Origin of the sequence: Pseudophaeobacter arcticus DSM 23566 (assembly GCF_000473205.1) — a bacterium.
Classification (GTDB): Bacteria; Pseudomonadota; Alphaproteobacteria; order Rhodobacterales; family Rhodobacteraceae; genus Pseudophaeobacter; species Pseudophaeobacter arcticus.
The window spans coordinates 2,831,672-2,857,331 of the sequence record NZ_KI421507.1; the positions used below are offsets into that span (position 1 = coordinate 2,831,672).

At 59.5% G+C, this 25,660-nt stretch carries 24 protein-coding genes; 12 read left to right on the plus strand and 12 right to left on the minus strand.

The window, feature by feature from the left end:
* Positions 1 to 71: 71 nt before the first annotated feature.
* Both ARCT_RS0117980 and ARCT_RS0117985 read right to left on the minus strand, forming a co-directional pair.
* Positions 72 to 479, minus strand: a complete 408-nt coding sequence (locus ARCT_RS0117980; RefSeq protein WP_027241311.1) for a universal stress protein — start codon at positions 477 to 479, stop codon at positions 72 to 74.
* 111 nt (positions 480 to 590) lie between these two features.
* Positions 591 to 917, minus strand: a complete 327-nt coding sequence (locus ARCT_RS0117985) for an antibiotic biosynthesis monooxygenase family protein (protein ID WP_027241312.1) — start codon at positions 915 to 917, stop codon at positions 591 to 593.
* Positions 918 to 1,063: 146 nt separating this feature from the next.
* Between ARCT_RS0117985 and ARCT_RS0117990 the strand changes: the two genes are divergently transcribed.
* Complete coding sequence (locus ARCT_RS0117990; protein WP_027241313.1) at positions 1,064 to 1,765, plus strand: TonB-dependent receptor; 702 nt, start codon at positions 1,064 to 1,066, stop codon at positions 1,763 to 1,765.
* 97 nt (positions 1,766 to 1,862) lie between these two features.
* On the plus strand, positions 1,863 to 2,378 hold the full coding sequence (locus tag ARCT_RS0117995) for a HugZ family pyridoxamine 5'-phosphate oxidase (RefSeq protein ID WP_027241314.1): 516 nt from the start codon (positions 1,863 to 1,865) through the stop codon (positions 2,376 to 2,378).
* A 9-nt stretch (positions 2,379 to 2,387) separates the two neighbouring features.
* Here the strand turns inward: ARCT_RS0117995 and ARCT_RS0118000 are convergent, their stop codons facing one another.
* From ARCT_RS0118000 to ARCT_RS0118010, 3 genes are all read right to left on the minus strand, one after another.
* Positions 2,388 to 4,673: a glycosyl hydrolase family 28-related protein gene (locus ARCT_RS0118000; RefSeq protein WP_027241315.1), complete on the minus strand. Its 2,286-nt coding sequence runs from the start codon at positions 4,671 to 4,673 to the stop codon at positions 2,388 to 2,390.
* Between the two features lie 397 nt (positions 4,674 to 5,070).
* Complete coding sequence (locus ARCT_RS0118005) at positions 5,071 to 6,705, minus strand: lysine--tRNA ligase (RefSeq protein WP_027241316.1); 1,635 nt, start codon at positions 6,703 to 6,705, stop codon at positions 5,071 to 5,073.
* Positions 6,706 to 6,832: 127 nt separating this feature from the next.
* Entirely contained in the window at positions 6,833 to 7,726 is an 894-nt protein-coding gene (locus tag ARCT_RS0118010) for a LysR substrate-binding domain-containing protein (RefSeq protein ID WP_027241317.1), read from the minus strand.
* 137 nt (positions 7,727 to 7,863) lie between these two features.
* Here ARCT_RS0118010 and ARCT_RS0118015 point away from each other — a divergent pair, with 137 nt between their 5' ends.
* From ARCT_RS0118015 to ARCT_RS0118025, 3 genes are all read left to right on the plus strand, one after another.
* Complete coding sequence (locus ARCT_RS0118015) at positions 7,864 to 8,370, plus strand: cupin domain-containing protein (protein WP_027241318.1); 507 nt, start codon at positions 7,864 to 7,866, stop codon at positions 8,368 to 8,370.
* Positions 8,371 to 8,509: 139 nt separating this feature from the next.
* Positions 8,510 to 8,932, plus strand: coding sequence for a tellurite resistance TerB family protein (locus ARCT_RS0118020; protein WP_027241319.1), 423 nt, complete (start codon positions 8,510 to 8,512; stop codon positions 8,930 to 8,932).
* A gap of 272 nt (positions 8,933 to 9,204) precedes the next feature.
* The gene (locus tag ARCT_RS0118025; protein WP_027241320.1) at positions 9,205 to 11,259 is read left to right on the plus strand and encodes a molybdopterin-dependent oxidoreductase; all 2,055 of its coding nucleotides are present in this window, start codon (positions 9,205 to 9,207) and stop codon (positions 11,257 to 11,259) included.
* Between the two features lie 109 nt (positions 11,260 to 11,368).
* Here ARCT_RS0118025 and dacB read toward each other — a convergent pair whose 3' ends face one another.
* The 3 genes from dacB to ARCT_RS0118040 form a co-directional block, all read right to left on the minus strand.
* The gene (gene dacB / locus ARCT_RS0118030) at positions 11,369 to 12,892 is read right to left on the minus strand and encodes a D-alanyl-D-alanine carboxypeptidase/D-alanyl-D-alanine endopeptidase (protein ID WP_027241321.1); all 1,524 of its coding nucleotides are present in this window, start codon (positions 12,890 to 12,892) and stop codon (positions 11,369 to 11,371) included.
* Between the two features lie 225 nt (positions 12,893 to 13,117).
* Positions 13,118 to 13,741: a nicotinate-nucleotide adenylyltransferase gene (locus ARCT_RS0118035; RefSeq protein ID WP_027241322.1), complete on the minus strand. Its 624-nt coding sequence runs from the start codon at positions 13,739 to 13,741 to the stop codon at positions 13,118 to 13,120.
* 113 nt (positions 13,742 to 13,854) lie between these two features.
* Positions 13,855 to 14,946: a hypothetical protein gene (locus ARCT_RS0118040; protein WP_154665397.1), complete on the minus strand. Its 1,092-nt coding sequence runs from the start codon at positions 14,944 to 14,946 to the stop codon at positions 13,855 to 13,857.
* A 120-nt stretch (positions 14,947 to 15,066) separates the two neighbouring features.
* Here ARCT_RS0118040 and ettA point away from each other — a divergent pair, with 120 nt between their 5' ends.
* Positions 15,067 to 16,734 (plus strand): energy-dependent translational throttle protein EttA, encoded by a 1,668-nt coding sequence (gene ettA, locus ARCT_RS0118045; RefSeq protein WP_027241324.1) that lies wholly within the window; start codon positions 15,067 to 15,069, stop codon positions 16,732 to 16,734.
* A gap of 3 nt (positions 16,735 to 16,737) precedes the next feature.
* Here the strand turns inward: ettA and ARCT_RS26470 are convergent, their stop codons facing one another.
* Complete coding sequence (locus ARCT_RS26470) at positions 16,738 to 17,577, minus strand: putative phage abortive infection protein (RefSeq protein ID WP_154665398.1); 840 nt, start codon at positions 17,575 to 17,577, stop codon at positions 16,738 to 16,740.
* Positions 17,578 to 18,156: 579 nt separating this feature from the next.
* On the opposite strand from ARCT_RS26470, the gene ARCT_RS0118055 reads away from it, so the two are divergent.
* Positions 18,157 to 18,528, plus strand: a complete 372-nt coding sequence (locus ARCT_RS0118055; protein WP_027241325.1) for an eCIS core domain-containing protein — start codon at positions 18,157 to 18,159, stop codon at positions 18,526 to 18,528.
* A 186-nt stretch (positions 18,529 to 18,714) separates the two neighbouring features.
* Positions 18,715 to 18,915 carry a hypothetical protein gene (locus tag ARCT_RS26475; RefSeq protein ID WP_036785120.1) on the plus strand — a complete coding sequence of 67 codons (201 nt, stop codon included), beginning with the start codon at positions 18,715 to 18,717 and terminating at the stop codon, positions 18,913 to 18,915.
* 304 nt (positions 18,916 to 19,219) lie between these two features.
* Here the strand turns inward: ARCT_RS26475 and ARCT_RS0118065 are convergent, their stop codons facing one another.
* The gene (locus ARCT_RS0118065; RefSeq protein WP_027241326.1) at positions 19,220 to 19,648 is read right to left on the minus strand and encodes a thioredoxin domain-containing protein; all 429 of its coding nucleotides are present in this window, start codon (positions 19,646 to 19,648) and stop codon (positions 19,220 to 19,222) included.
* Positions 19,649 to 19,801: 153 nt separating this feature from the next.
* Here ARCT_RS0118065 and ARCT_RS0118070 point away from each other — a divergent pair, with 153 nt between their 5' ends.
* Positions 19,802 to 20,383 carry a L,D-transpeptidase gene (locus tag ARCT_RS0118070; RefSeq protein WP_027241327.1) on the plus strand — a complete coding sequence of 194 codons (582 nt, stop codon included), beginning with the start codon at positions 19,802 to 19,804 and terminating at the stop codon, positions 20,381 to 20,383.
* 291 nt (positions 20,384 to 20,674) lie between these two features.
* Positions 20,675 to 20,881: a cold-shock protein gene (locus ARCT_RS0118075; protein ID WP_027241328.1), complete on the plus strand. Its 207-nt coding sequence runs from the start codon at positions 20,675 to 20,677 to the stop codon at positions 20,879 to 20,881.
* A 59-nt stretch (positions 20,882 to 20,940) separates the two neighbouring features.
* On the opposite strand, the gene ARCT_RS0118080 is transcribed toward ARCT_RS0118075, so the two are convergent.
* Positions 20,941 to 21,606, minus strand: a complete 666-nt coding sequence (locus ARCT_RS0118080) for an arylesterase (protein ID WP_027241329.1) — start codon at positions 21,604 to 21,606, stop codon at positions 20,941 to 20,943.
* A 50-nt stretch (positions 21,607 to 21,656) separates the two neighbouring features.
* On the opposite strand from ARCT_RS0118080, the gene ARCT_RS0118085 reads away from it, so the two are divergent.
* Positions 21,657 to 22,364, plus strand: a complete 708-nt coding sequence (locus ARCT_RS0118085) for an ABC transporter ATP-binding protein (RefSeq protein ID WP_027241330.1) — start codon at positions 21,657 to 21,659, stop codon at positions 22,362 to 22,364.
* Positions 22,361 to 24,952 (plus strand): ABC transporter permease, encoded by a 2,592-nt coding sequence (locus ARCT_RS0118090; RefSeq protein WP_240476336.1) that lies wholly within the window; start codon positions 22,361 to 22,363, stop codon positions 24,950 to 24,952. Before ARCT_RS0118085 ends, ARCT_RS0118090 begins: the two co-directional genes overlap by 4 nt.
* A gap of 172 nt (positions 24,953 to 25,124) precedes the next feature.
* On the opposite strand, the gene ARCT_RS0118095 is transcribed toward ARCT_RS0118090, so the two are convergent.
* A complete protein-coding gene (locus tag ARCT_RS0118095; RefSeq protein ID WP_027241332.1) occupies positions 25,125 to 25,592 on the minus strand; it encodes an RrF2 family transcriptional regulator in 468 nt (155 codons plus the stop codon).
* Positions 25,593 to 25,660: the final 68 nt, after the last annotated feature.

The following is a 25,660-nucleotide window of genomic DNA, read 5'->3' on the forward strand; positions in this document are numbered from 1 at the left end:
CACGCCCCCTGCTGTATCTGTGGTGTCAAACCTGCGACATTAAACCTGTGGCCCGCAAAAGGCCAAAGCGATCAACGGACCACATGCACCGCACAGGCCGCATGGCGCACCACCTGGCTGGCGGTTGAACCCAGCAGCAAATCTTGCATGCCCGGACGGTGGGATGAGATAATCACCAGATCGGGCTTGTTTGCATCTGCCCAGTCGAGAATGGAACGCCCCGAATGCCCCTCAATAACAACGCTTTTGGCGTTTGGCAGGGGTTTGGCCAGGGCTGCCAGCTCAGCCTCCAGCGCCTTGCGGGTCTCTGCCATATATTCTGCAGACATATAGGAGATCGCGTAGGCCGGGACCTGTTCAACCACATGCAACAGCGTGATCTTGGCCTCTGGTGTGGCCAAGAGCTGCGCAAGCTTCAGCGGTGCTGAGACATCGCGGTCAGGGTCAAACGAAATTGGCACGAGAATATTGTGATACATGATAAGCCTCCTTGGCTACTCGCCTAAACAAGAGCATGGCCCCAGATCATCCTATGGACCTTGATCCAAATCAGGAGTTATGCCCTTTGTGATTTTGTCCCGACATTGCGATCATAGAGCCTCAAATGTCGCTGCGACCTCATACATAACCGGCTCAAAGCTGCGGCACAGCTCGTTGATTTGACGGTTGCGCGCCCGCATCTCGGCAGAGCGCAGCATCGCCATGAAGTCCTCGCGGCTGCGCCATTGTGAGTAGTTTGCAATCCGCGTCTGGGCGTCATTCACATGCAGCCCAGCCGCTATAAACCCCGGTTGTTTCGAGATATATTCGCCATAGGCATCCTTGAGCGCATCCAAAAGATCCTGGCAGGTTCCCGGCGTCATTTCAAAGGTCGTAATAACCGTTTGGATATCCGCACCATCAGTGATGTTAGGCATTGGCTTCTCCCTGGCTGTTTCGCTACGTGTGACAAGCCTACGATGGTTCCGCCAAGAAACAGACTCGTTTTTGCGTAGATGATTGCCAGCGCGGGGTGTGTACACGTATAACATGAGCATGTTATCGCAACCTCCCCCATAAGGCCATGCCCCGCCGCGCACATCTGGTTCTGGCGCTTTGGGCCGCGACCCTGCCTCTGGCTGCCAATGCCGGAGCCTGGAAGCACCCTGTCGACACGGGCTTTGCTTCTACCAGCTTTACCCTGCGCAGATCTGACCAGGGTTTGGTGAGCGAGTTTGGCTATTATCGTGACTTTGGCCTCTCAGCCCGGTTTGATCTGGGCATTGACCTGAACCAACAGGACAACCAAGAGGGCCATGTCCTGGTCTTTGCCCGCCTGCCTCTGCGCCAGGGCGGAGACAAAACCCAAATCGCGGCCGAACTGGCGCTTGGGGGCAATCACGCGCAGTTGCAGTGGCACCCGATGTACCGGCTCACCCTGTCTACCGGGCGCAGCAGACGCACACTCAGGGGCACCCTTTGGGGCAACCTTGATCTGAGTTTTGAACAGCGCGGCGATGCCCCCCACCCCTTGTGGAAGCTGGACGGCAGTTTTGGACTAGACAGCAGTCGGCGGCTCTCGCCGCTTTTGCAGGTTGAGACAAGCTTTGGCCAGGGTGCAGATTTCGCCTATGCGATAACGCCCTCCCTGCGTATCAAGCTTTCTGGCCTGTCCTTGGCCGGAAAACACAGGTTCGAGAAGAGCGACCTGACCATCGGGCTTGAATATCGGCACGCAAAGACGCAGAGTCTTGGCCTCAAGATAGCCCTGTGGCAGCGCTTTTGATGCATCGCCCTAGCCAGATTTTCCCTGTTTCCCTGCCCCAAATTCCCCTGACCCAATTTCCCTTGCCCCAATTTCCTAAGACCCAAAGACTGGCGCCATGACACCGATCCCCCCCAAGGCCTCCCCGACCACCAACCCGATCCGCCCGACCAACGATGAGGCCCGTGCCCTGGCTCAAAGCCTGATGAGCCAGGCCCGCTTTGCCGCTCTGGCCACCCTGGATGCCAGTGGCAGCCCACTGGTAACACGGGTCGCTTTTGGACTCTGCCCTGCAGGCCAGCCGATCAGCCTGATGTCCAACCTCGCCCAGCACAGCCAGAACCTGGCAGCAAACCCCGCGTGCTCGCTGCTGGTCGGGGAGCCCGGCCCAAAGGGAGACCCGCTCACCCATCCCCGGCTTAGTCTGGTGGGCACAGCGCGGTTTGTCAGCAACCAAAGCCCAGAGCATCAGGAAATGGCCACGCATTACCTGCGCAGCCATCCAAAATCCAAACTCTACATCGGCTTTGCGGATTTCTCGTTTGTCCGCTTTACTGTGCAGCTGGGCAACCTGAACGGCGGCTTTGGCAAGGCTTTCAACCTCACTCCAGGTGACCTGTCGCCTCTCAGCTAGGTGGCGGGCCTATTTATCGACCCGCACCACCACCTGCACCTCACCGCGCAGGGCCTCGCCCCAGTTCAGCTTGACCTCATCGCGGTTGCTGCCCTGCTCCAGCTGTACCCAGGGGCGGGGATATCTATAGGTGCCGCTGGAATTGCGCATCGGCCCAATGGCCACCACCGCATCCACTGCCCGCGCCCGCCCCTGAAACGGCATCGCCCCAGCGGTCGAGACCGTCCAGGTCGTGGCATCCGTCGCCTGCTCGTGGCGGATCCGTAACGGGCTGGCCACCGCAGTTGAAATCCCATGGAAAGTATTGCCCTCAAAAAACACCGTTTTGCTGCGGCTGAAATCAAGGTCGGAAAAGCTGGTATCCACCCGCTCAGCCCGGTCAATATTGCCATTGATCGACCGGAACTTATTGCCCGAGATGCTCACCCCATTGAGGAAATGCCCGGTGCCGTAGGGTTTGATCACCACATAGCTGAACCAGGGCGCCACATCGCTGGACAGGAACACATTGTCGGAGATCGATAGGGCACTAAAGGAAAACCCACTGGAGAAATTCGGGGTTGGATCCTGCTCGTTGGTCCATTCAATAAAACAGTTGTCGACATAGTTATCCGACACTGTGCTGGCACAATAGGTCGAGGCCAGGATCAGCCCCGCCGTGCGTACGCCCCCCGCGATACTGTCCCCCTGGAAGAAGTGATTGCCGGTGATGGTGTTATTGGCCCCCGCAAGCAGCGCAAAATGGCGGAACTTGGTCACCCGGTTGTTGCGCAGCTTGGCGTCATTGGCATTGACGTTGATCCCGACGCTGCTGCGATCCGGCACATCCTCAGCCTCTTCCGCCGACAGGAACTGGCAATGGTCTACCAGAATGCCCTGACAGCCCGAGCCAATCGAGGTAATGCCGCGATCCTTGGGCCGCGAAATAAAGCAATGGTCCAGGCTGAACACCGTCCCGGCCGAGGGCAGGCGCAGCGCGCTACAGTGGGAATTGCACTGGAGCTCCACCTCAGTCATGCCAAATTTGCTCAGGGCGCTGAACCCACTGAAATCGAGCATGTACTTGAAATCCTTGAAGGTGAACACCTGGGTGCCCGCCGCATCAAAGAGCGGCGCATTCAGGGTGATCTCGCCCGCGCCGGTATTTTTGCTGCGCACGTAGATCTCGCGGCCAACACCCGCCCCCTCCACCAGCGCGCCTACCGGGATATTGGCGATATTGCTGACACTTTTCAGCTTGCGCGGGTCATTGGGATCATAGGTGGCCTGCTCGGTCCAGGTCTCAGTATCCCAGGCCGCCCCCCCCGAGGCCGCCAGCTGGCCGTTGCGGATCACCCGACGGGTCGAATATGAGCTGCGATTGGGCACCGCCGCCTGCATATCGATCGGCGCCGTCACCGTGACCATCCGCCCGGCCAGATCCAATGATTCATGATCCGCAGAATTCAGCAAGGCCTGAAAACCCTTCTTGAATCCCTCTTCCTCATTGCCAAAAGCCGCCGCATAAGACGGGAAGTCAAAATTCTTGCGCAGCAGCAACATCTTGTCCACCGGCATCCGAAGGCTGCCTTCAAACTGTACCGGATGGTTGAAAGAAACGGTCTGGGCCAGAAAATACTGCCCGGCAGGCACCAGGATCTGCCGCCCCGCAGCGGCCGCATCCGCCGCTTCAAAGGCTGCGGTATTGTCCGTCACATCATCGCCAATGGCGCCAAAATCGGTCACATCCACCAGGCTGATCATATCGCGCAAAAAGGCGCTGGTCAGATCGGTAATTTCGATGTCATCAATGCGCACAACGCCGCCATTGGGGCCAATCAGGTCCAGGCCAAAGTGACCATAGACCGCCGCCAGCCCCCAGGGCATATCCACGCCCGCGCGACTGCCGGTGCCGATAATCGCGCTGACCTCAACCACCCTGCCATAGGCGGTCAGCGTCGTACTGCTGCCCACCTCGATCACCCCTGGAACATGGCTATCGCTGCTGTCCCCGGCCCAGGCTGCAATCCGCACCGTTGGCAGCGCGCCGCTGACAGCCTTGATCCGGGCCTTCACCTGCAAATAGCACCCCGGCAGCAGCGGCGTTTTCCCCATGTAGCGCAGCTTCTGGGTGGCCTCCAGTTTCTGCAACTCCAGGCAGCCGGCAAAATCCGCATCAGCCACCACAATCGCCGCATTGGCCACCCCGTCATAGGTATCAGAGCTCGGCGTGCCATCGCCGCTCGACCAGACATCCAACCCCGCTTCAAACTCTGGCGGCGTCAGCTGAAGACCCGCAGTAATCACCTTGTTCATCCCAAAACCCTTTCCAAGAGCGCGCATGCATATCGCCGACAAGAGCTAGAGATCCGGGTTTAAAACCGCCCGATCAAGGCGCGCGCCCCCCCTGCACCCCCCCGCCCTCCTACGGCCCGGCTTTGCTTTGGAGCCTGCCCCTCGCCTGAGGACCGCCCGGCAGGGAAAGGTGGCTGTCCCAGACCAAATCGCCGAGGGGCCCCGCCTCTTCAGGTGGGGATGCGGCTATTTTGTTTGGAAGGCAGCCGCCGCCCCCTGCCAGGACCTCAGATCAGGTGAGGAGCAGATCTTCAAAGCTTTGCTTGGGTGGAGTCCTGAGCTGAAAACACCTCATCAAAACAAAAAAAGAGAGCGCCCAAAGGGCGCTCCCAATTCTTCCGAACTAAGCTGCGTGATCTCAATCAGCCAGGGCACGGTCAATCAGCGCGATGGTCTCATCGACGCCATAAAGCGCGATAAAGCCACCAAACCGTGGCCCCTGGCTGGCGCCCAGCAGCACCTCGTAGATGGCAGTGAACCAATCGCGCAGCGGCTCAAACCCGTGGATCGTGCCAATGGCAAAGACCACCGATTGCAGGAATTCCTCATCGGCAAAATCAGCCTCGGGCAGGGGCTCATCCTTGCCCAGAATAGCGTTCTTTTTGGCAATCGCCGCCAGCGCGGCCCCTGGCGATTTCAGCGCATCCGCCAGATCCTGCAGGGCAACACGTTCCTGATCGCTGGGGGCGCGGAACACCTTGGTTGGTTTGACGTAATCATTGAAATAGGCCACCGCGAAACCCGCCGCCTGATCCATCGTTGGATTGCTCTGCGGCGTCGCATCGGGGGCATATTTGTTGATAAAGCCCCACATGGTTTCCTTGTCCTCCGCACTGGAGGCAGAAGCGAGGTTGAGCAACATCGAGAACGGCACCACCATATCCGACTCTGGCACATCGCCGGCGTGAATATGCCAGACCGGGTTGTTGAGCCGCGCCTTGGTGTCCTGCGTCGCATAGGCCCGCAACTGCTGATGATATTCGTCAACCGCCTTGGGGATCACGTCAAAATGCATCCGTTTGGCAGTCTTCGGCTTGAGATACATAAAATAGGACAGGCTCTCGGCGCTGGCATAGGTCAGCCATTCGTCAATCGAAATCCCATTCCCAGAGGTTTTGGAGATCTTCTGCCCATTGGCATCCAGGAACAATTCATAGGTGAAATGATCCGGTGCCCGGTGGCCCAGGATGCGGCAGATCTTGTCATAGATCGGCGTATTGGTGCTGTGATCCTTGCCGTACATCTCAAAATCGACCCCAAGCGCCGCCCAGCGCGCGCCAAAGTCGGGCTTCCACTGCAGCTTCACATTGCCGCCGGTGACCGGCACGGTCCATTCCTTGCCGTCATCATCGTCAAAGGTGATGGTGTGGGTTTCCGCATCAACCTTTTTCATCGGCACATAAAGCACCCGCCCGGTTTCCGGATGAAACGGCAAAAAGATCGAATAGGTCTGGCGCCGCTCTTCGCGCAGCGAGGCCAGCATTACCTCCATGATCTCATCGTATTTCTCAACCGCGCGTTTCAGCACCTCGTCAAACTGACCCGAGCCATAAAATTCGGTGGCCGAGTAGAACTCATACTCAAAACCAAAGGTATCGAGGAACCGGCGCAGCATGGCGTTGTTGTGATGGCCAAAGCTCTCGTGCGTGCCAAAGGGATCCGGCACCGAGGTCAGCGGTTTTTGCAAATGTGGCACCAGGCTGTCGGCATCGGGCACATTGCCCGGCACCTTGCGCATCCCGTCCAGATCATCGGAAAAACAGATGAGCTTGGTTGGAATATCGCTAATCACCTCAAAGGCGTTTTTGATCATGGTGGTCCGGGCCACCTCGCCAAAGGTGCCGATATGCGGCAAGCCTGAGGGGCCATAGCCAGTCTCAAACAGGACATAGCCCTTCTCTGGCGCGCCCTTGGCATAACGTTTGAGCACCCGGCGGGCTTCTTCAAACGGCCAGGCCTTGCTCTTCAGAGCGGTGTCGCGCAGTTCAGACATTGCTGTTCTCCATCAGCGGCCCCTTTGGCCGCCTAAATCCTGTCCCGCTGCCCTATGCAGCAGGTCGGCCCGGTCTATTGCGCAGATGCAGCATGAGTCAATGAACAGAGCCCTGCCAACAGCCGTTTCAGTCCGGAAAATGCGCCTTTTCGACAATCCAGTCCAGAATCCGTCGTACATCCTTCTGGGCCGCAGCCCCGTCCCGCAGCCCGGCAAAGTAGCCGCGCGCCGATGTGGTGGTTGGTGCCTGCAACCGCAACAGGGCGCCGGTCTCGATAAAACTATCCAGGATCCCGCCCCAGGCGAGAAAGATCCCCTGCCCCGCCAGTCCGGCATTCACCAGCATGGCATAGGAGTTGAAATCCAGCGTCCGCGCCCCGCGCGGCATCACCTGACCTGCCGATTTGAACCAGCTTGGCCAGTCATGCCACTGGTTGCGGGCCGATTCCATGGTCAGAAAGGTCATGCGGGCAAAATCATGCTCCTGAACCGTCATGCCAAGGCGCGTCAGATACAGCGGGCTGGCTGCGGCAAAGACTTCGTTGCTAAGCAGGCGTGTTTCCACGTCGCCCCCGTCAACGGGCAGGCCAAAGCGGACAGTCAGATCCCCGGGGCGCACGGCCTCGCCATACTCCTGGCTTATGATACGAATCGTCACCTCAGGAAAGGCCTGCTCCAGTTCCCCCAGGCGCGGGATAAGCCAGAAACCAACAAATCCAGAGGGTGCCGTGACCGTCACAACCCGGGTTTCTGCGGCTTTTCTGATCTGTGAGACCGCGTCTTCGATTTGACCAAACCCACTGTGCAGCGCCTGCAAGAGCTCTTTACCTGCATGGGTCATACGGGCTGGTTTATGGGTTCTGTCAAACAGATTGCAGCCCAGATCCGCCTCCAGCGTCGCGATCCGGCGCGAAATTGCCGGCTGCGAGACATTCAGCTCTTCTGCTGCCCCTGTCAGTGTACCATGGCGTGCCGCCGCGTAGAATGCGGTGAGCCCTGAAAAGCTGGGAAGACGCTCCATCTAACATAACCTCAACGTATATTATGCTGCAGCTTTAGCGCATTGAGCCAAACAGCAAAACCCCCTTATCTGGCATCAGTCGCCAGGTCCTACCACTCCCCCTCGACAGTCACTCAAACCCCAAGGAGGCCCAACACATGCAGCAGGAAATGCATCAGGATATTGCAATGGACATTACCACCCTTGCCACTGATCTCAGCGAAACCGAACAGCTGCATCAGGCCTCCAATCTGCCCCATGCCCCGCAGGAAACGCCGCTGGTGGTGGATGCCGCACAGGTCCCCCTGTCCGGTGGCACCGATGCCGCCTTTGGCGAGGTCCGCTGGCGCACCCTGATCAACAGCTGCGCTGAGACATCCCGCGATATGGTGCTGGGCATCGCCGAGTTTGAACCCCATGGCCGCTTGCTGCCCCATCGCCACGACCCGGCGGAATTTTATTTTGGCCTCGAAGGCTCTGGCACCGTGACCATCGACGGCACCCCCCATAACATCCGCCCCGGCGTTGCCATCTATGTGCCCGCCAATGCCGAGCACGACACCCAGGCCGGCCCTGAAGGTCTGCGCTTTGCCTATGGCTTTGCCGAAAGCAGCTTTGAGCAGATCACCTATCGCTTTACTGCCGCCGAAGAGGCCCAGGCGTAAAACGATCCAAATGCGGCCCGGATCCGGCTGTTTACCGCCGCTTTCACAACAGTTTCACATCAATAGGCCAGAGGCAGGAGTTGAACCCGCCCCTGGCCGCGCCTATCCTTGGGCCTGAAACGCGCACAAAGGATCTCCCATGACCGAGAAAAACGCCCAATCCATGTCCCATCAGGACTGCCTTGTGGCCCTGATGGTGGCGGTCTCTGCCTCGGACGAAAACATCCGCACCGCCGAACTGATCAAGATCCAATCTGCCGTCAACATGCTGCCGGTCTTTGCCGATTACGACATTGACCGCATGACCCGGATTTCCAACACGGTGCTGGATCTGTTTGAACAGGAAGACGGGCTGGAGGCCCTGTTTGGCCTGATCCGCGACGACCTGCCAGAACGGCTGTATGAAACCGCCTATGCGCTGGCCTGCGATGTGGCGGCCGCCGATGGCAAACTGGCCGAGACCGAGCTCGAATTTCTGGCTGAGGTGCGCTATGAGCTCAACATCGACCGGCTGCATGCCGCCGCCATCGAACGCGGCGCCCGCGCCCGCCACATGGTCTAAACCCGCCAGTCCATCTTGCTGTGTTGTTTGCCCCGGGCTTGTGGTCTGGGGCTTTCGCCAGTGTGCCAGCTCTTCACAGGTCGCTCTTCACAGGCAGCGATTCACAGGTCGCTCTTCACAGGTCACTCATTGCAGGCGGCCAGACCTTTCGCGAAGAATTGGTCTGGCCTTTCGCGAAGAATTGGTCTGGTGAAATAGTGCATTTTTGGCCCTTAAAGACAACACAGCCCAACCGTTAAACTGCCTCCAACCATCGTCTTTGGAGCCCGTTTATGAACCAGCCACTCGACATCCGCACCCTGCCTTCGGTCTGCCCGCTGGACTGCCCCGACACCTGTAGCCTCAACGTGCAGGTGCAGGGCGATACCGTGGTCGCGGTCAAAGGCTCCACCGCGAATCCCTATACCGCCAATGTGATCTGCAACAAGGTGGCGCGCTATTATCCCGCGTTTGTGCATGGCAAAGCCCGGCTCACCCATCCGCTCAAACGGGTGGGACCGCGGGGCTCTGGCCAGTTTGAGCGGATCAGCTGGGACGCGGCGCTGGATATGGTGCATGCAGGGTTCAGCAAGGCCATTGCAGCCCATGGTCCCGAAAGCGTGCTGCCCTTCAACTATGCCGGCCCCCATGGCGAGCTGGCCGCTGGCTCGATGGACCGGCGGTTCTTTTACCAGATGGGCGCCAGCCTGCTCAACCGTGGCCCGCTGTGCGGTGGGGTGCGCGGTGGCGCCTATGCCAGCCTGTTTGGCGCTGCCCCCGGCATGCCACCAGCGCAGATTGAGCACTCCGACCTGGTGCTGGTCTGGGGCAATAATGTCACCGTTTCCAACCTGCATCTGGCGCCGCTGCTGAAAAAGCTGCGGGCGCGGGGCGGCACCCTGGTGGTAATTGACCCCAAGCGGATCAAGATTGCCGAACAATGCGACATGTATCTGCAGATCAAACCCGGCACCGATGTGGTGCTGGCCATGGGGCTGGCGGCTGAGCTGGAGCGGCGCAAGGCGCTGGATGAGACCTTTATCGCTGAATGGGTTGCGGGCTTTGATCCCTATATGACCCAGGCCCGGCAGTATGGGCTGGCGCAGGTTGTTGAAACCTGCGGCATCAGCGCCGAAGAGTTTCATGCCCTCGCCGATGTGATGATAGCGGCCAAAAACATGGCCTGCGCCTTTGGCAACGGGATTGAACGCGGCCGGTCTGGCGGGTCCGCCCTGCGGGCTGGCATGGCGCTGCCTGCGCTGCTGGGGCACCATGGGCGGCTGGGGGCCGGGGTCATCGCCAAATCCGGCGGCGCCACCCCCAAAACCCAGGCAAGGCTGCACGGCAACCACTTGATCAAGCCCGGCACACGGGTCCTCAACATCGTGGATCTGGCCAATATCCTGCAGGACGACAGCCTAGAGACACCGATCAAAGCGACCATGATCTACAATCACAATCCGGTGGCCACCCACCCGGATCAAAGCAACCTGATGCGCGCCCTGATGCGCGAGGATCTGTTCATCGCCGGCTGTGATGTGGTGATGACCGACAGCATGGCCTATTGCGATGTGATCCTGCCTGCCGCCTCACATTTTGAGTTCGACGATATCTACGGCGCTTACGGTCAAAACTATCTGCAACGGGCCGCACCGGTGATCCCTTGTGTCGGGGACAGCCTGCCCAACACCGAGATCTTTCGTCGGCTGGCCGCCCGGTTTGGCTATGATGAGGCCCTGTTTCAGGCCAGCGACACCCAACTGATGGATGCGGCCATCGACGAGACCCACCCGCAGCTAGGCGGCACACCCCCCAGCCAGATCGCCCTGGATCGCGCCATCGAAATGATGGCGCCGGATGGCGAACCGCTGGTGATGTGCAAAAACGTCTCCCCTGCCACCGCGTCGGGCCGGATTGAGCTGTTCAGCCAGGACTATGAGGCGCGCTATGGCTTTGGCGTGCCGCGCTATGACCCGGTGCCGCAGGCGCTGCCCCTGACACTGATCACCCCCAGTTCCGCCAAGCGGACCAATGCCACCTTTGGCAGCGACCCGGCCTCCACCGGGCCGGAAGATCTGGAAATGCACCCCACAGATGCCCGGGACCGGGGATTGCAGGATGGCGATATCGTCTCGGTCTGGAACGCGCTTGGCGCTGTCACCCTGCGACTCAAGATCACCACGGCCACCCGCCCCGGTGTGCTGTACTCGCCCAAAGGCACCTGGCGCGGCAGCTCGCAGACCGGATTCACCGTCAACACGCTGATCCCGGCGGATATCCGCACCGATATCGAGGATGGCGCCTGCTATAATGAGACCTTTGTCGAGGTGAAACCCACCAAGGCATAGCCTAGGGTTGACGGCGCGCTGGACAGGCCTCACGGGCGAAGGTCCGGCCCTCTGCTGCAGTCCTGCCACCCTCAACCGGGGCGGCGGCGGGGCGGCGGCGGGGCGGGCTTCAGGTGCCGAAGCTTTGCCCCCAGCGTTCGATCAGCTGTTGCTGCAGACGCTTGGCCCTTTTGTTCCAACTCCGGGCGCCCGCTGGGCGCTCGCGTTCCGTCCGGCTGATGCGCGCCCGCGCCTTGGAATCGGCAGCAAAGATCGCAAAGGCCAGAACGGTACCGCTGGAGGTGGTCAAAAACCCGCCCAAGCCGGAGACAAAATTCAGGGTTCCCGTTTTGGCTGCCACCTCGATCGGATGATTTTTGATAATCCGGCCATTGCCATCGCGCATCGGGAAGCTCTTGAGCAGCGGTTTGAGGCTACCAGTCTTATAGGCGGCCACCAGCACCTTGAGCAATGCATGCGGGGCCACCCGCGAGGCCTCTCCCAGGCCGGAGTGATCGACCATGCGGATCGCGCTCACGCCGTATTTGGCCCGCGCCCAGCGCGACATTTCAGCCGCCGAATCCTTTAGCCCCTTGGGGCTTTTGCCGCGTTTGCCTGTGGCCGTCATGCCGATCATTTCTGCCATCAGATTGTTGGAGTATTTCAACATCGCCTTGAGCATCAAATCCAGCGGTGGGCTGTGATGCTGTGCCAGCAGGGTGGCGGTTGGCAGCGATGATATCGGTTTGGCCGCCTTTAGCGTGACGCCATGCGCCCGCGCCATGGTGCGAAACACATCTGCGGCATATTCGGCTGGGCGCCGCACCGGCAGCCAGCGCGACCCGCCTTTGCCCAGCGCCTGCGAGGCCACGGTCCAGCTGTCAGCCCCATTGCGATCCGCATAGGTATAAACCGGCAGGGCCCGATTGGCGACTTTCATCCGCGCCATGCTGACCTCGGGACGGTATTTTGTGGTGCGGGCATCCATGGTGACGCTCCAGCCTGTGCCAGCCCGTTTCCATTCAAAATGCACCCGGTTGAAATTCAACGCGATACCGGCAACAGCAGGGCTATAGCCCACATGATCGGGCTGATCTGCGTCAATGGTAGAAACACGCGGCAGCGCCCCGTCCCAAACTTTGAAACCACCGCGCACCTCGCGGACCCCTGCCTTTTTCATCGCCGCCGCAAGCTGCGCCAGATGATCGGTGTTCAGCATTGGATCGCCGCCACCGGCCAGGATCAGATCCCCCGTCAGCACCCCGCCCGACAGGGTTCCGGTTGTCAAAATCCGCGTGGTAAACCGGTAATCTGCCCCCAGACTGTCGAGCGCATAAAGCGCCGTCAGCGCCTTGGCGACGCTGGCGGGCGGCAGCGCCTCTTCGCCGGCATGAGATTCCAACTCTTTGCCATTGGTGACCTCGGCAACCGCACAGGCCACCTGTCCGGACAGGTCAGACCGCGCCAGCAAGGTCTCCAGGCTCGTCGCCGCGCTGGCCTGGGTGGTGCTGGCCTGGGTGACTCCAGCCCCCGAGCCGAGCCCAGCTGCGGCACGCGCCTGTGGTCGTAACGAGGTTTGGGGCGCATTGGCCAGTGCCGCTGGCGCGGCCAGAGCCGCTGCGGCGGCAGTAAGGAAGGAGCGTCTCGAAAACATGTCAGTCAATATCTAATAAAATTTCTACCCAGCGGCACATGAAGACCATATCTACCATACGCATCATATATCATACCCCATCTGTGGTAAAATCACCTGCAAAAAGCTCCGCCCCTGACAGTGTCCTGTAACAACAGCCTCCGCAGGTGGTAGCAGCCTGCCGCAGCAAAGGGTCGCCAAAAAGGCAGCAATTGGCTCTTTTCGGGTCAGGTGCCGCGCCTGACGTCAGTCCTTGTCTGAGGGCCGGTCTGACGACCAGCCCCCCGTGGCACGGATCGCGGTAGAGCTCTGCGCGATCATCGGCACATTGACAAAGCACCAGGCCGGGGCCTGCGACCGGGCCAGGCACTGGCTCTGACTGTCCTTGACCATCTGGCTGCGATAGATCCGCGCCGCGGGCGAGAGCCGCGCAGAAATCCGGTCTCCGGGTCGCGCCAGCACGCCAATCGGCACGGTCTCCATAATCTGTTGCCAGTCCTTCCAGCGGTGGAAATGCGCCAGATTATCCGCTCCCATCAGCCAGGTGAACCGCACCTGCGGATAGAGACGCCGCAGCGCCCGCAGGGTTTGCGCCGTATAGCGGGTGCCCAGCCGTGCCTCGATATCGCTGATCCGCACCCTTGGGTGATCCATCAGATCCTGCGCCGCTGCCACCCGTCGCTCCATGCTGGCAGGCGCACGGCTCTTGAGCGGATTACCGGGCGAGACCAGCCACCAGAGGCAATCCAGATCAAACCGCTGCAAGGCCGCCCGGCTGATCTGCACATGGCCCAGGTGGGCCGGATCAAACGACCCGCCCAGCAAGCCCACGGTCATGCCGGGGCGCAGATATGGAAACCCCTGCATCATCTGGGACTTGATGCACATAAATCACCGGAATTCCAAGACCCAAGCGCAGGGTGATGCCTCATGCCATATGCATGTCATTTCCAATTGCCACCCAGCCCACCACCCATGACAAACTAGCACAGCTCTAAACGCTGCATTTTGGGATCCGCAAAAATCAGTTGGCATCCAGAAGGAGACATGGCCAGCCAACCACGAAAAGAGACTTGCTTTAGAATACGCCATTCAGGCTCCGCGTCATGAAAGGGTAGTACGTAAATCCCCTGAACATCCGACGGAAACCCTTGCCCGTGAATGTGGGCCACAAGCTGGCTCTTCGTTGGATAAAGAGAAATCTTACGATAGCATCCACAGCCGCAGGAAAAGCAGTTAAAGCGCTCCTTGTAATCAGCAACCCAAGGCCCCTTGGGTAGGTCAATCGCTTGCAGGTCGTGGGCTTCCATATCGAGGCGCCAAACAGTCGTGGGCCAGTCTGCTGGACGCCCCGCATCCCTAAACGCGCCGCTTAACCAGTAGGCTTTACCGCCCGCCTCACGCCGAACTTCTGGCACGCCATTCCTTTGCCAGAGCCTCTTGCCAGGCGCTTCAAGCCGGTTGTGAAACCTTTGCCCATTTGCCCCGTATTCAAAGACAAAAGTGCCATAATCCGCACCCGTCAGGACATTCTGTGCCTGATGGCGAGAGAACAAATCAAGCCGCAATACAGCAGGAATATCAGGCTGATTTTGTCGTGGATTTTCCAGGGTATATTCGCCATACCCCTCTCGCGGGACTATTTCACAGTCTATCCCATTCAAGGTCGTTCCTATCAGAGATCTTGGAATCCATTCCCACTCCAGAACCTCTTTTCCATTCAAATGAACGTGGATGACATCCCGGCTGCTCGATATCCCTGATCCTGTTGTAACAGTGTAGTCCAAAATCCATCGATCATGAGAAAAGCAACTGGATGCCACCAACCTGTCTGTATCTTGACGATCCTGCGGTAAAGAGAAGACCACAGGGCCGGGCCGCAAATCGTCCGCTCGCCACACACGCACATCGTGATCGGTTAAAACCAGAAATTCCTCTTCTGAAAGAAATCGCACTGGCTGCGCGTCTGCCGTAACGGGCCTTCGGGCGCTTGTTTCCCACCAATACGAACCGAAATAGCCCAGAGCAACCAGGGCAACCAGGGCCAACAAAGGTCTAAAGCGCATGTCAAACATCCCAAAATCTTTGACACAACAGTAGCTACCCACGCTTTGCATTAGAAGCCCAATTGCCCCCTGCCCCCGCATCCGCTATCACACCAGCCAGCACGCATTCCCCCATCATGGAGCAGTCACATGGCCGCCTATCAATACGTCTACCACATGCAGGGTGTCTCCAAGACCTACCCCGGTGGTAAGAAATGCTTTGAAAACATTCACCTCTCCTTCCTGCCCGGCGTAAAAATCGGTGTTGTCGGCGTCAACGGCGCGGGTAAATCGACCCTGATGAAGATCATGGCCGGTCTCGACAAGGATTTCACCGGCGAAGCCTGGGCCGCCGAGGGCGCGCGCGTTGGCTACCTGCCGCAGGAGCCCAAGCTCGACGAGAGCCTGACGGTGCGTGAAAACGTCATGCTGGGTCTGGCTGAGAAAAAGGCCAAGGTTGATCGCTTTAACCAGATCGCGGTTGAGATGGCCGAGAACTACACCGACGAGCTGATGGAAGAGATGACCGCGCTGCAAGACAGCATTGATGCGGAAAACCTCTGGGATCTGGACAGCCAGGTGGATGTCTCGATGGAGGCGCTGCGCTGCCCCCCCGATGACGCCGAGATCGCCAATCTGTCGGGCGGTGAAAAACGCCGGGTGGCCCTGTGCAAACTGCTGCTCGAAGCCCCCGACATGCTGCTGCTCGATGAACCGACCAACCACCTGGATGCGGAAACCATCGCCTGGCTGCAACAGCACCTGATCGACTACAAGGGCACCATCCTGATCGTCACCCACGACCGCTATTTCCTGGATGACATCACCAGCTGGATTCTTGAACTCGACCGCGGCAAGGGCATCCCCAACGAGGGCAACTACTCGGACTGGCTGGAGCAAAAGGCCAAACGGCTGGCGCAGGAGGCCCGCGAGGACAAATCCAAGCAGCAAACACTGGAGCGCGAGCTGGAGTGGATGCGTCAGGGCGCCAAGGCGCGTCAGGCCAAATCAAAGGCCCGGATCAACGCCTATAACGATCTGGCCGAACAGTCCGAGCGCGAAAAGCTGACCCGCGCCCAGATCGTCATCCCCAATGGCCCGCGCCTGGGCAGCAAGGTGATCGAGGTCAAGGATCTGGCCAAACACTACGGTGACAAGCAGTTGGTTGAAAACCTGTCCTTTGATCTGCCCCCCGGCGGTATTGTCGGTGTGATCGGCCCCAACGGCGCCGGTAAATCCACCCTGTTCCGCATGCTGACCGGCCAGGAACAGCCCGACAGCGGCTCGGTCTCTTATGGCGACACCGTGAAGCTTTCTTATGTGGATCAGTCACGCGATGACCTGAAAGACAATGAAACCGTCTGGGAAGCCATCTCTGGTGGCGCCGAAATCATCGAACTCGGCGACGCCCAGGTGAATTCCCGCGCCTATTGCTCTTCGTTCAACTTCAAAGGCGGCGACCAGCAAAAACCGCTGAACCTGTTGTCCGGCGGCGAGCGCAACCGGGTGCACATGGCGCGCCTGTTGAAAGAGGGCGGCAACGTGCTCTTGCTCGATGAACCAACCAACGATCTGGACGTGGAAACCCTGCGGGCGCTCGAAGACGCGCTGGTGGATTTTGCCGGCTGCGCCGTGGTGATCTCCCACGACCGTTTCTTCCTCGACCGGATCTGCACCCATATGCTGGCCTTTGAAGGCGACGCCCATGTGGAGTGGTTCGAGGGCAACTTTGAGGACTACGAAGAAGACAAGAAACGCCGCCTCGGCGCCGATGCCATGGAGCCCAAGCGCCTGAAGCACAAGAAATTTGTGCGGTAGTTTTTACTCGCCAAAAGCAGAGGGGGAGTAAGTATCCTTCCCCTCTGTCAGTTCATACAAACGGCTTTCTTTATCTACATTTTTTAGAACAGAATACTTTTCCAACAATGGTTTGAATTTCTGTCCTCTAAGAGACAACCCGTTGAGAAAAAGAAGCATGGCCTCGTCGTCCGATAGCTGCGCTCTGATCAGGTTTGTGTAGAGACGTTGATCGATCTCATCGCTTTTGTGAACAAACTTGAAAAGATTGTATAAAGTCCTGAAATAGTGCCCAAGCTCTGAATTATGATCATCATAAAATTCTTCATAGGCATCTTCCGTACGACCACCTTCGTTCGGTCCTGAATAAGAGCCTCTCAATCTCAAGTGCTGGCTTCTCATAATTCGGTCAAGAAACACTGGAAAAACGTCTTTGCCCGTTACCGAGGGTTTGTCTTTTGAAACAAGGTCCATCTCGGCAACAATTTGGTTGAACACCGACAGGTACTGGAAAAAAGTACTCTCAAATGTTTGTTTGCGTAGATACGTTAGTTGAACAGCAGCAAGATTTTGCTGCTCTTGCATCATCCTTTTCGTTCCCGCCAATTCGGATTTCAAAAGCCTGACCTCATGCTTTTGAAGGAAAATTGCATAGATCACCGCTGCGAAGGCTAGCCCGGTAAACAGTGCATTCACTGCGCCGAACATATCCCCGAATGTTCCACGCGCATCATACGAATGGTTAAATGAAACAAGAAAATTCACGCACCAGAGCAAAAACACCAGAACACCGAGGACAACTGCAAGCCAAGGACTTGGCCCATTTGTTTCCTGAGTGTCTTTTTCTTCAGAACTACTTTCCACAACACATTCCCCCCTAGGTCACCATACAACCTATTCAAGAACAGTTGCTGTCAACCAAAGAAAAACGCAAGGCCCGCGCCTGACCTTGGGGAGGTGCAAATGCGCCTTCGTCATGCTGAAAGCATGCCTCCGGCATGACGAGAAGGTCAGGCGCGGGCCTGGCGGCCCAGGGATCAGCCCACAACCGTCATCTTCCAAAGCCGCCGCCACCAGCGAAGGGCTCCGCCCGTCCACACTTCAAACAGTGTCCCACACTGTTTGTCCCTACGGGAACCAGTGTGAACTCCACGGAGGGAAGGTCAGGCGCGGGCCTGGCGGCCCAGGGATCAGCCCGCAACTGTCACCTTCCAAAGCCGCCGCCGCCAGCGAAGGGTTCTGCCCGTCCCTGCCTCTGTCAGCGGCGGTGCAAACGGGTTGAATTTCATCTTTCCAAAAATATTCTCGCCGAAGGCAAAGCAGGATGGCGCTAGCTCCCCGCCCTACTGTCCCTTGCATTTGGTCTTTTTGCCGCGCTGCGCTAGGCTGGACAGACCTCACGCCGGTCTGTTTCCGTGTCATCTTGTTTGAAAGGGTTCCCCAATGCCGATCTCTGCCGAAGACGTTGCCGCCCAGGTCGAGGCTCTCAAGGGCAAAAAGGCCAAGCGCAAAAGGCTGACAACCGCGCCCGAGGGCACCAAGGGAAAAAAACTGCCCAGTGATCTGCGCAAAGGGCTGGAAGCACATTTTGGCAGCAAGCTGGCAAAGGTTCGGGTGCATAGCGGCGGCAATGCCACCGACCTGTGCAAGGAGCTCAAAGCCAAGGCCTTTACCATTGGCAATGATGTCTACTTTGCCCGCCCTGCCAGCGCCAAGAACACCAGCTTACTGGTGCATGAGCTCACCCATGTTCTGCAACAGGGCCGTGGCAAGATGCCAAAACCACGTGACGGACAGGCCTTGGTTTCAAAATAGTTAGATCAAACCGCACCGGGGCACACGGTTTTTTTCCGCCAGCTTTCCAGCATCTTACTGGTGCGCATTTCAGCCTGGCCCCACAACGCGCACAGTTTAAACAAAATCTTAACCTTTTCTAACTGTATTAGATGAACGGCACCGCGCTAGTTTACTGTCAGGCTGCCAACAAGAGAGAGAGGCCACATGGCGTTTGCGAGTATCATTCTGGGTTCCATTCTTGGCTTCTTCTCGGCCGTCACCGGTGCTGTCCTGTTTGATCTGGCCTTCTGGCAAAGCCTGCTGGTCTACTCCGCTTCCGGCGTTCTTTTTGCCATTCTTGCGATCACCACACTGGTACTGCGCAGTGGGATCACCATGGAAAAGCAGGCAACAGCCAGCGCCTGAAATCCCAACGCGTGACCACACCCCCTGATCATCAGCCTGCAGGCCCTCAGAACGTGAGGCGCGCCCCGGTTTTCAACCGCCTCAGGTCACCTATCCTGTTGGATAGGAAGGCCACCACAAATCCAGCAATTTAAATACGGCGTTTTGACGACCCCTTTGCAATACAGGGGCGGCGCGTGTGATTTGTAACGTGATTTTTGCGGTGCAAGCGCTGTTGCATGGGGCGTTCCGCACCTCAATCCGGCCATTGCGAATGCCACATTCGGTAGCCGATAATATGGCCCCCCCCTTGGCACAGAATGCGCTAGCGCGCCTTGATCCAGGCCACAATCTGTCCTTCCCGCAAAGCCCCTGACTGGCGCTTTTTCTCCTTGCCCCGTTCAAAGAGCGCCAGGGTTGGTATGCCCTTGATACGATAGCGCCCTCCTGTGGACTGGTGACGCTGGGTGTCCAGCTTGACCAGACGCGCCTGCCCGGCCAGTTGTTTGGCCGCCTTGGCATATTCCGGACCCATCATCTTGCAAGGGCCACACCAGGGGGCCCAAAAGTCCACCACCAAAGGCAGATCATCGTTCTGTGCCGCCTTCTGCAGCACCGCCGGATCCACATCCACCGGCTGTTTTGGTACCAATGCCGCGCCACAGCTACCGCATTTTGCCCCCGCCATCAGCCGGGCCTCCGGCACTCGGTTCAGCTGCGCACAAGACAGGCAGGTCAAGGTTTTCATCGCCATCTGTTCTGCCATCACCTGCACTCCAATATGTTGTTTCCACGAAATATAGGATCTGTTCGAGACACTGCAAGCCAAAGGACCTGGCGACAGGCTTGACCCCAGCAAGGGCGACACGCACACTGGCTGCACCCTGTTCCAACATGTGAGGCCCAGATGATTTCTCGCCGCGCGTTTTCCACCTCTGCCCTGGCGGCATTTTCCGCCGCCCCCCTGTCCGGTCTGGTCCGGCCAAGCCCCGCCCTGGCCAAAGAGGCGCCGGTCTTTGATCCCACACCGCAATATGTGCGGATCAAAAAGGAGTTTCTCCCCGGTGAGATCCTGATCCTGCCCCGATCATACTACCTTTATTTCGTGACCGAACAACGCAAGGCCATTCGCTATGGCGTCGGGGTTGGCAAGGCCGGCCTGGAATTCACCGGCAGTGCCGTCATCCAGCGCAAACAGGAATGGCCCAGCTGGCGCCCCACCCAGGAGATGATCGAACGGAGTCCGCGCAGCTATGGGCGGTTTGCCAACAATAGCTATGTACAGCCAGGCGGACCGGACAATCCGCTGGGCGCACGGGCGCTCTATCTCTATCAAAACGGGGTGGACACCTACTTCCGCATCCATGGCACCACCCAGCCGGAGACAATTGGCTCATCGGCCTCCAATGGCTGTATCCGGATGCTGAACGAACATGTGACCGATCTTTACAATCGGGTCCCCATCGGCACCAAGGTCACAGTCTTGTAGCCGCCCGGTTGCCGCAGCCTATTGTCACAAACCGCCCTATAGGTCGGCAATCAAAGGCCTGTTTCGCCTCTTGGCACCCGTTCCGAGCGCCAGATGCAACGCTTGCGGCAATCCCTGCAAAGACGAATAGAATTTTTCTTGCGTGGGGGCCTCTTCTGTCCAATGCTGTCACCGCGAGGTCATAAAAGGGGTGCAAATGGTCCCTGATGGGTGGATTTCCCCCAGAATGAACGAGCCACACTGCCGCATGTTGCGGGCAGAGCGCGTGAGAAGAAACTAGGAGAAGAGACGATGGCAACTGGCACCGTCAAATGGTTCAACACCACAAAAGGCTTCGGCTTTATCGCCCCCGACAGTGGTGGAAGCGATGTATTTGTTCACATTTCTGCAGTTGAACGGTCCGGCCTGACAGGCCTCGCAGACAACCAAAAGGTAAGCTACGAGATGCAGCCCGGCCGCGACGGTCGTGAATCTGCTGTGGATCTCGCGCTGCTTTAAGCCGCCAAAGATGACCCAATCTGGCGGCCCCTGTTTGGGGCCGCTTTTTGCATCTAGCCCTAGCTGTCCCCAGCGGCAGCTTCGATCCGGGCGGCCAGCTCCAGCACCACAGGTCCAAGAGCCGCCACATTCAAGGCCACTCCCCTGGCATTGGGGTGAATATTATCCCCCTGCATATAGGCCTGCGCCGCCGCCGGATCATGTCCCGCAACGGCGCGAATGCCGGCAAAAGCATCCGCATGCAGCAGGGCGCCAAACTCCTGCGCCAGCTCTGCATAGATGCTGTCAAAACTTGCCTTATACTCTGGTCCAAAATTCCCCGGCGCCTGCATCCCGATCAACAGCACCTCAACCTCGCGGGCCTGGGCGGCCAGCAGGATCTGACGCAGGTTCGCGCGCGCCTGAAGCGGCGGCAGACCGCGCAGCAGATCATTGCCCCCCAACAGCACGATAAGACCCTGCGGCTGATCCGCCAGTGTCCAGTCTATTCTGGCAGCGCCGCCAGCGGTGGTATCGCCGGACACGCCTGCATTGGTCAACCGGACCTCAGCCCCCTGTTCTTGCAGCCAGTTTTGCAACTGCGGCACCAGCCCATCGCCCTGGGGTAAGCCATAGCCCTGGACCAGACTGTCTCCCAAAGCCGTTATCCGCAGCTCCTCGGCCCGGCTCCCAGACGCAAGGGTGGCAACAATAATAATCCCAAACAGGGCCAAAACCTTGCGCATCTCAGCAAATGCTCCATATCCGATAGAGTATATTTAACAGGCGCAGCTTCATGACAGAAACAGATAGACCCGTTCTTCACCTTAAAGATGCGTCTTTAACCCTGAATGGCAATACCGGACCGGTGCGAATTCTGCAGGATATCTCTTTGGATGTCTCACGCGGAGAAACCCTGGGGCTGATTGGCCCCTCGGGATCGGGAAAGTCTTCGCTGTTGATGTTGATGGGCGGGCTGGAGCTGGCAACCAGCGGCCATATTTCTGCGCTGGGGCAGGATCTGACGGCCATGGATGAGGACGCGCTGGCGCGGTTTCGCCGCAATCACATGGGGGTGGTCTTCCAAAGCTTCCATCTGATCCCGACCATGACAGCGCTGGAAAATGTCGCCACCCCATTGGAGCTGGCAGGACGGCGCGACGCCTTTCAGCTGGCCCAGGCCGAGCTGGAGGCCGTGGGTCTGGGCCATCGTGCGGGCCATTTCCCGGCGCAGCTCTCAGGCGGGGAACAACAACGCGTGGCCCTGGCCCGCGCCCTGGCACCCCGCCCAGAGATCCTGTTGGCGGATGAGCCCACCGGCAATCTGGACGAGGCCAATGGCGCCGCGGTGATGGATCTGTTGTTTGACCTGCGCGACCGCTCAGGCGCCACGTTAATCATGGTGACCCACGCGCCAGAACTGGCCAGCCGCTGTGATCGGGTGATCCGCCTGCGCGATGGCCGACTGGCAACCGCCACAGCCGCAAGTGAGGCGGCAGAATGACGGGCCAGTCCCACGGCCAGTCGCTCAGCCAGTCCCGCGGCCAATCCCGCAGCCAGTCCCGCGCGCGCGTCTCTTCGCTGCGCCTGGCCTGCCGCTTTGCCCTGCGCGAGCTGCGCAGCGGCGTCAAAGGCTTTCGCATCTTTCTTGCCTGTCTGGCCCTTGGGGTGGCGGTGATTGCAGCCATTGGCTCCATCCGCGCCTCGATCGAGGCCGGGTTGACCCAAGAAGGTGCCAGCCTGCTGGGCGGCGATGCCGAACTCACCTTTACCTACCGCTTTGCCACTGACGAAGAGCGCGCCTGGATGGCCGCTCACTCCGACGCCGTTTCGCAGATTGTCGAGTTCCGCTCGATGGCAACCCTGGGCGACGAACGCGCCCTGACCCAGGTCAAAGCGGTTGATAGCGCCTATCCGCTGACCGGCAGCCTGACCCTGCAGCCCGACATCCCCCTGAGCCAGGCGCTGGCAGGCAATGGCACGCTGCCCGGTGTGGCGATGATGCCGGTTCTGGCCGATCGGCTGGGGCTACGCCCCGGGGATACGGTCCGCTTTGGCACCCGCGACTTTGTGCTGATGGCCACCATCAGGACCGAGCCAGACGCCGCCGCCTCCGGCTTTACCCTGGGACCACGCACCCTGGTGGCGCTGCCGTCCCTCGATGGCTCTGGCCTGTTGGCGCCCGGCTCGCTGTATTCCACCAAATACCGCCTGACCCTGCCCCCGGACACCGACCTCGACGCGCTGCAGGCCGAGGCCCGCGCCCAGTTTGAGGACAACGGCATGCGCTGGCGTGATGCCCGCAACGGCGCCCCCGGCATTGCCACCTTTGTCGACCGTCTGGGCGGATTTCTGGTGCTGGTCGGGCTCTCTGGTCTGGCGGTGGGGGGCGTTGGCGTCTCTGCTGCCGTGCGCGCCTATCTGGCCACCAAGACCGAAACCATCGCCACCCTGCGCACCCTTGGCGCCGAGCGGCAGGTGATTTTCCTCACCTATTTCCTGCAAATTGGTGCGCTGACCCTGCTGGGGGTCGGCATCGGGCTGCTCCTCGGGGGGCTGGGTCCGATCCTGCTGGGGCCGATGATTGCGGCGCAGCTGCCCTTTCCGGCGCTTTTTGCGGTCTATCCCGCCACCCTGGTGGAGGCGGCGCTTTATGGCTTTCTCACGGCCTTTATCTTTGCGCTCTGGCCACTGGCCCGGGCCGAACGCATTCGCGCCGCCTCGCTGTTTCGCGGCGCCTTGGGCGAGGTGAACCGCCTGCCCGCCCTGCGCTATATTCTGGCAACCGCCCTGGCGCTGGCGCTGCTTGTGGGTTCTGCCGCCTGGTTCTCTGGCGCCGCCAAGCTGGCGCTCTGGACCGCAGGGGGGCTGATGGGCGCGCTTTTGGTGCTGCTGGTTGCCGCTGTCACCCTTGGCTGGCTGGCGCGGCGCGGATCCCATATCAGCCGTGGCCGCCCGGCGCTGCGATGGGCGCTGGCCGCTATTGGCACCTCCCGCGATGGCGCCGTACCTGCGGTCCTGGCTTTGGGGCTGGGGCTGACGGTTCTGGCCGCCATTGGCCAGATCGACGGCAATATGCGCCGCGCCATTGCCGACAATCTGCCCGATGTGGCGCCCTCCTACTTCTTTGTCGATATTCAGCGCGACCAGATGCCCGCCTTCCTGCACCGTGTCGAAGGAGACCCCGCCGTCAGCAAGGTCGAAAGCGCGCCAATGTTGCGGGCGGTCATCACCAAGATCAACGGCACCCCCGCGCAAGAGGTCGCTGGCGATCACTGGGTGGTGCGCGGCGATCGTGGTGTCACCTATGCAGCGGCGCAACCCAAGGGCACCGAGGTGGTGGCAGGCAGCTGGTGGCCTGAGGATTACACCGGCCCGCCGCAGGTCAGCTTTGCCGCTGAAGAGGCCGAGGAACTGGGTCTGGATCTCGGCGATACCATCACCCTGAACGTGCTGGGACGTGACATCCAGGCCGAGATCACCAGCTTTCGCAATGTTGATTTCTCCACGGCCGGCATGGGCTTTGTGCTCACCCTCAATGAGGCGGCTCTGGCCGGTGCGCCGCATAGTTTTATCGCCACGGTCTATGCCGAAACCAGCGCAGAGGCGCAGATCCTGCGGGATCTGGCCCAGGCCATGCCCAATATCACGGCCATTCGGGTCCGCGATGCCATTGACCGGGTCTCTGACATTCTGCGCCAGCTGGCGGCAGCCACCAGCTATGGCGCAGCTGCCACCCTGATCACCGGGTTTCTGGTGCTGCTGGGCACCGCCGCCGCCGGAGAGCCAGCGCGGCGCTACGAGGCGGCCTTGCTAAAAACCCTCGGTGCCTCACGCCGCAGGATCCTGCTGAGCTTTGCCCTGCGCTCGATCATTCTAGGAGCCGGGGCTGGCACTGTTGCGTTGCTGGCCGGGGTCGCCGGCGCCTGGGCGGTCAATATCTACGTCTTTGAAACCGCCTATGTGGTGATCTGGCCCAATGCGCTGGCGGTGGTCTCTGGCGGCATTGCCACCACACTGCTGGCGGGTTTGATCTTTGCCTGGCGTCCACTGGCGGCCCGTCCCGCCCGTATCTTGCGGGCCCGTGAATAGGGGCACGGGTCCCCCCTGCTAAGGATCTGTTTCAACAGGACCTCAAGGATAGAAGACCCCAGGAATAGAAAATCCCAGACCAAACCGGGTCTGGGATTTTGACATGCAGCAGGGGCTATACCTGCGGACAGGCACCCAAAAGAAGTAAGGACAGCAGCGGATCAGCGCAGATTTAACCCACCGCAGCCCTTGCAGGACTGGCGCAGGCCACCGGCTGCAGGATACGCATCAGATCGTGATTGTCGCAGATCAGCGCTTCCAGAGTGATGTCGTCCAGCGAGGCATAGAAAGCCTGCGCCGCATCCGAAAGCGCCACCTTCAGGCGACAGGCACTGGAGAGCGGGCAGGTGTTATCGGCATCGGCAAAACACTCCACCATTGGCAGCGCACCTTCGACATCCCGAAACACATCGCCAATCTGGATTTCCTCTGGCTGACGGCCCAGGGTCATGCCCCCGTTGCGCCCACGCTGGGTGTGCAGATAGCCAAGCTGGCTCAGCTGGTTGATCACCTGGGCCAGATGGTTTTCCGAGATATTGCAGCAATCGGCAATCTCGGCCTTGGTGACCAAACGATCCACGTTTGCCGCACAATACATCAGCAACCGGACGGCGATATTGGTCCTTTTTGTAATGCGCATAATCCTGACTCCCGCTACTTTCAGCTAGGGATGTATGGCACGGCCCGCCAAAAAGCGGTTTGACATAC

Coding starts and splice junctions, on each gene's coding strand:
- ARCT_RS0118090 (WP_240476336.1), top strand. CDS start 22,361: ATGACGGGCCAGTCCCACGGCCAGTCGCTCAGCCAGTCCCGCGGCCAA.
- ARCT_RS0118040 (WP_154665397.1), bottom strand. CDS start 14,946: ATGTTTGACATGCGCTTTAGACCTTTGTTGGCCCTGGTTGCCCTGGTT.
- dacB (WP_027241321.1), bottom strand. CDS start 12,892: ATGTTTTCGAGACGCTCCTTCCTTACTGCCGCCGCAGCGGCTCTGGCC.
- ARCT_RS0118020 (WP_027241319.1), top strand. CDS start 8,510: ATGACCGAGAAAAACGCCCAATCCATGTCCCATCAGGACTGCCTTGTG.
- ARCT_RS0118055 (WP_027241325.1), top strand. CDS start 18,157: ATGCCGATCTCTGCCGAAGACGTTGCCGCCCAGGTCGAGGCTCTCAAG.
- ARCT_RS0118065 (WP_027241326.1), bottom strand. CDS start 19,648: ATGGCGATGAAAACCTTGACCTGCCTGTCTTGTGCGCAGCTGAACCGA.
- ARCT_RS0118025 (WP_027241320.1), top strand. CDS start 9,205: ATGAACCAGCCACTCGACATCCGCACCCTGCCTTCGGTCTGCCCGCTG.
- ARCT_RS0118070 (WP_027241327.1), top strand. CDS start 19,802: ATGATTTCTCGCCGCGCGTTTTCCACCTCTGCCCTGGCGGCATTTTCC.
- ARCT_RS0117980 (WP_027241311.1), bottom strand. CDS start 479: ATGTATCACAATATTCTCGTGCCAATTTCGTTTGACCCTGACCGCGAT.
- ARCT_RS0117995 (WP_027241314.1), top strand. CDS start 1,863: ATGACACCGATCCCCCCCAAGGCCTCCCCGACCACCAACCCGATCCGC.
- ARCT_RS0118015 (WP_027241318.1), top strand. CDS start 7,864: ATGCAGCAGGAAATGCATCAGGATATTGCAATGGACATTACCACCCTT.
- ARCT_RS0117985 (WP_027241312.1), bottom strand. CDS start 917: ATGCCTAACATCACTGATGGTGCGGATATCCAAACGGTTATTACGACC.
- ARCT_RS0118000 (WP_027241315.1), bottom strand. CDS start 4,673: ATGAACAAGGTGATTACTGCGGGTCTTCAGCTGACGCCGCCAGAGTTT.
- ARCT_RS0118075 (WP_027241328.1), top strand. CDS start 20,675: ATGGCAACTGGCACCGTCAAATGGTTCAACACCACAAAAGGCTTCGGC.
- ARCT_RS0118085 (WP_027241330.1), top strand. CDS start 21,657: ATGACAGAAACAGATAGACCCGTTCTTCACCTTAAAGATGCGTCTTTA.
- ARCT_RS0118095 (WP_027241332.1), bottom strand. CDS start 25,592: ATGCGCATTACAAAAAGGACCAATATCGCCGTCCGGTTGCTGATGTAT.
- ARCT_RS0117990 (WP_027241313.1), top strand. CDS start 1,064: ATGCCCCGCCGCGCACATCTGGTTCTGGCGCTTTGGGCCGCGACCCTG.
- ARCT_RS0118005 (WP_027241316.1), bottom strand. CDS start 6,705: ATGTCTGAACTGCGCGACACCGCTCTGAAGAGCAAGGCCTGGCCGTTT.
- ARCT_RS26475 (WP_036785120.1), top strand. CDS start 18,715: ATGGCGTTTGCGAGTATCATTCTGGGTTCCATTCTTGGCTTCTTCTCG.
- ARCT_RS0118080 (WP_027241329.1), bottom strand. CDS start 21,606: ATGCGCAAGGTTTTGGCCCTGTTTGGGATTATTATTGTTGCCACCCTT.
- ettA (WP_027241324.1), top strand. CDS start 15,067: ATGGCCGCCTATCAATACGTCTACCACATGCAGGGTGTCTCCAAGACC.
- ARCT_RS0118010 (WP_027241317.1), bottom strand. CDS start 7,726: ATGGAGCGTCTTCCCAGCTTTTCAGGGCTCACCGCATTCTACGCGGCG.
- ARCT_RS0118035 (WP_027241322.1), bottom strand. CDS start 13,741: ATGATGCAGGGGTTTCCATATCTGCGCCCCGGCATGACCGTGGGCTTG.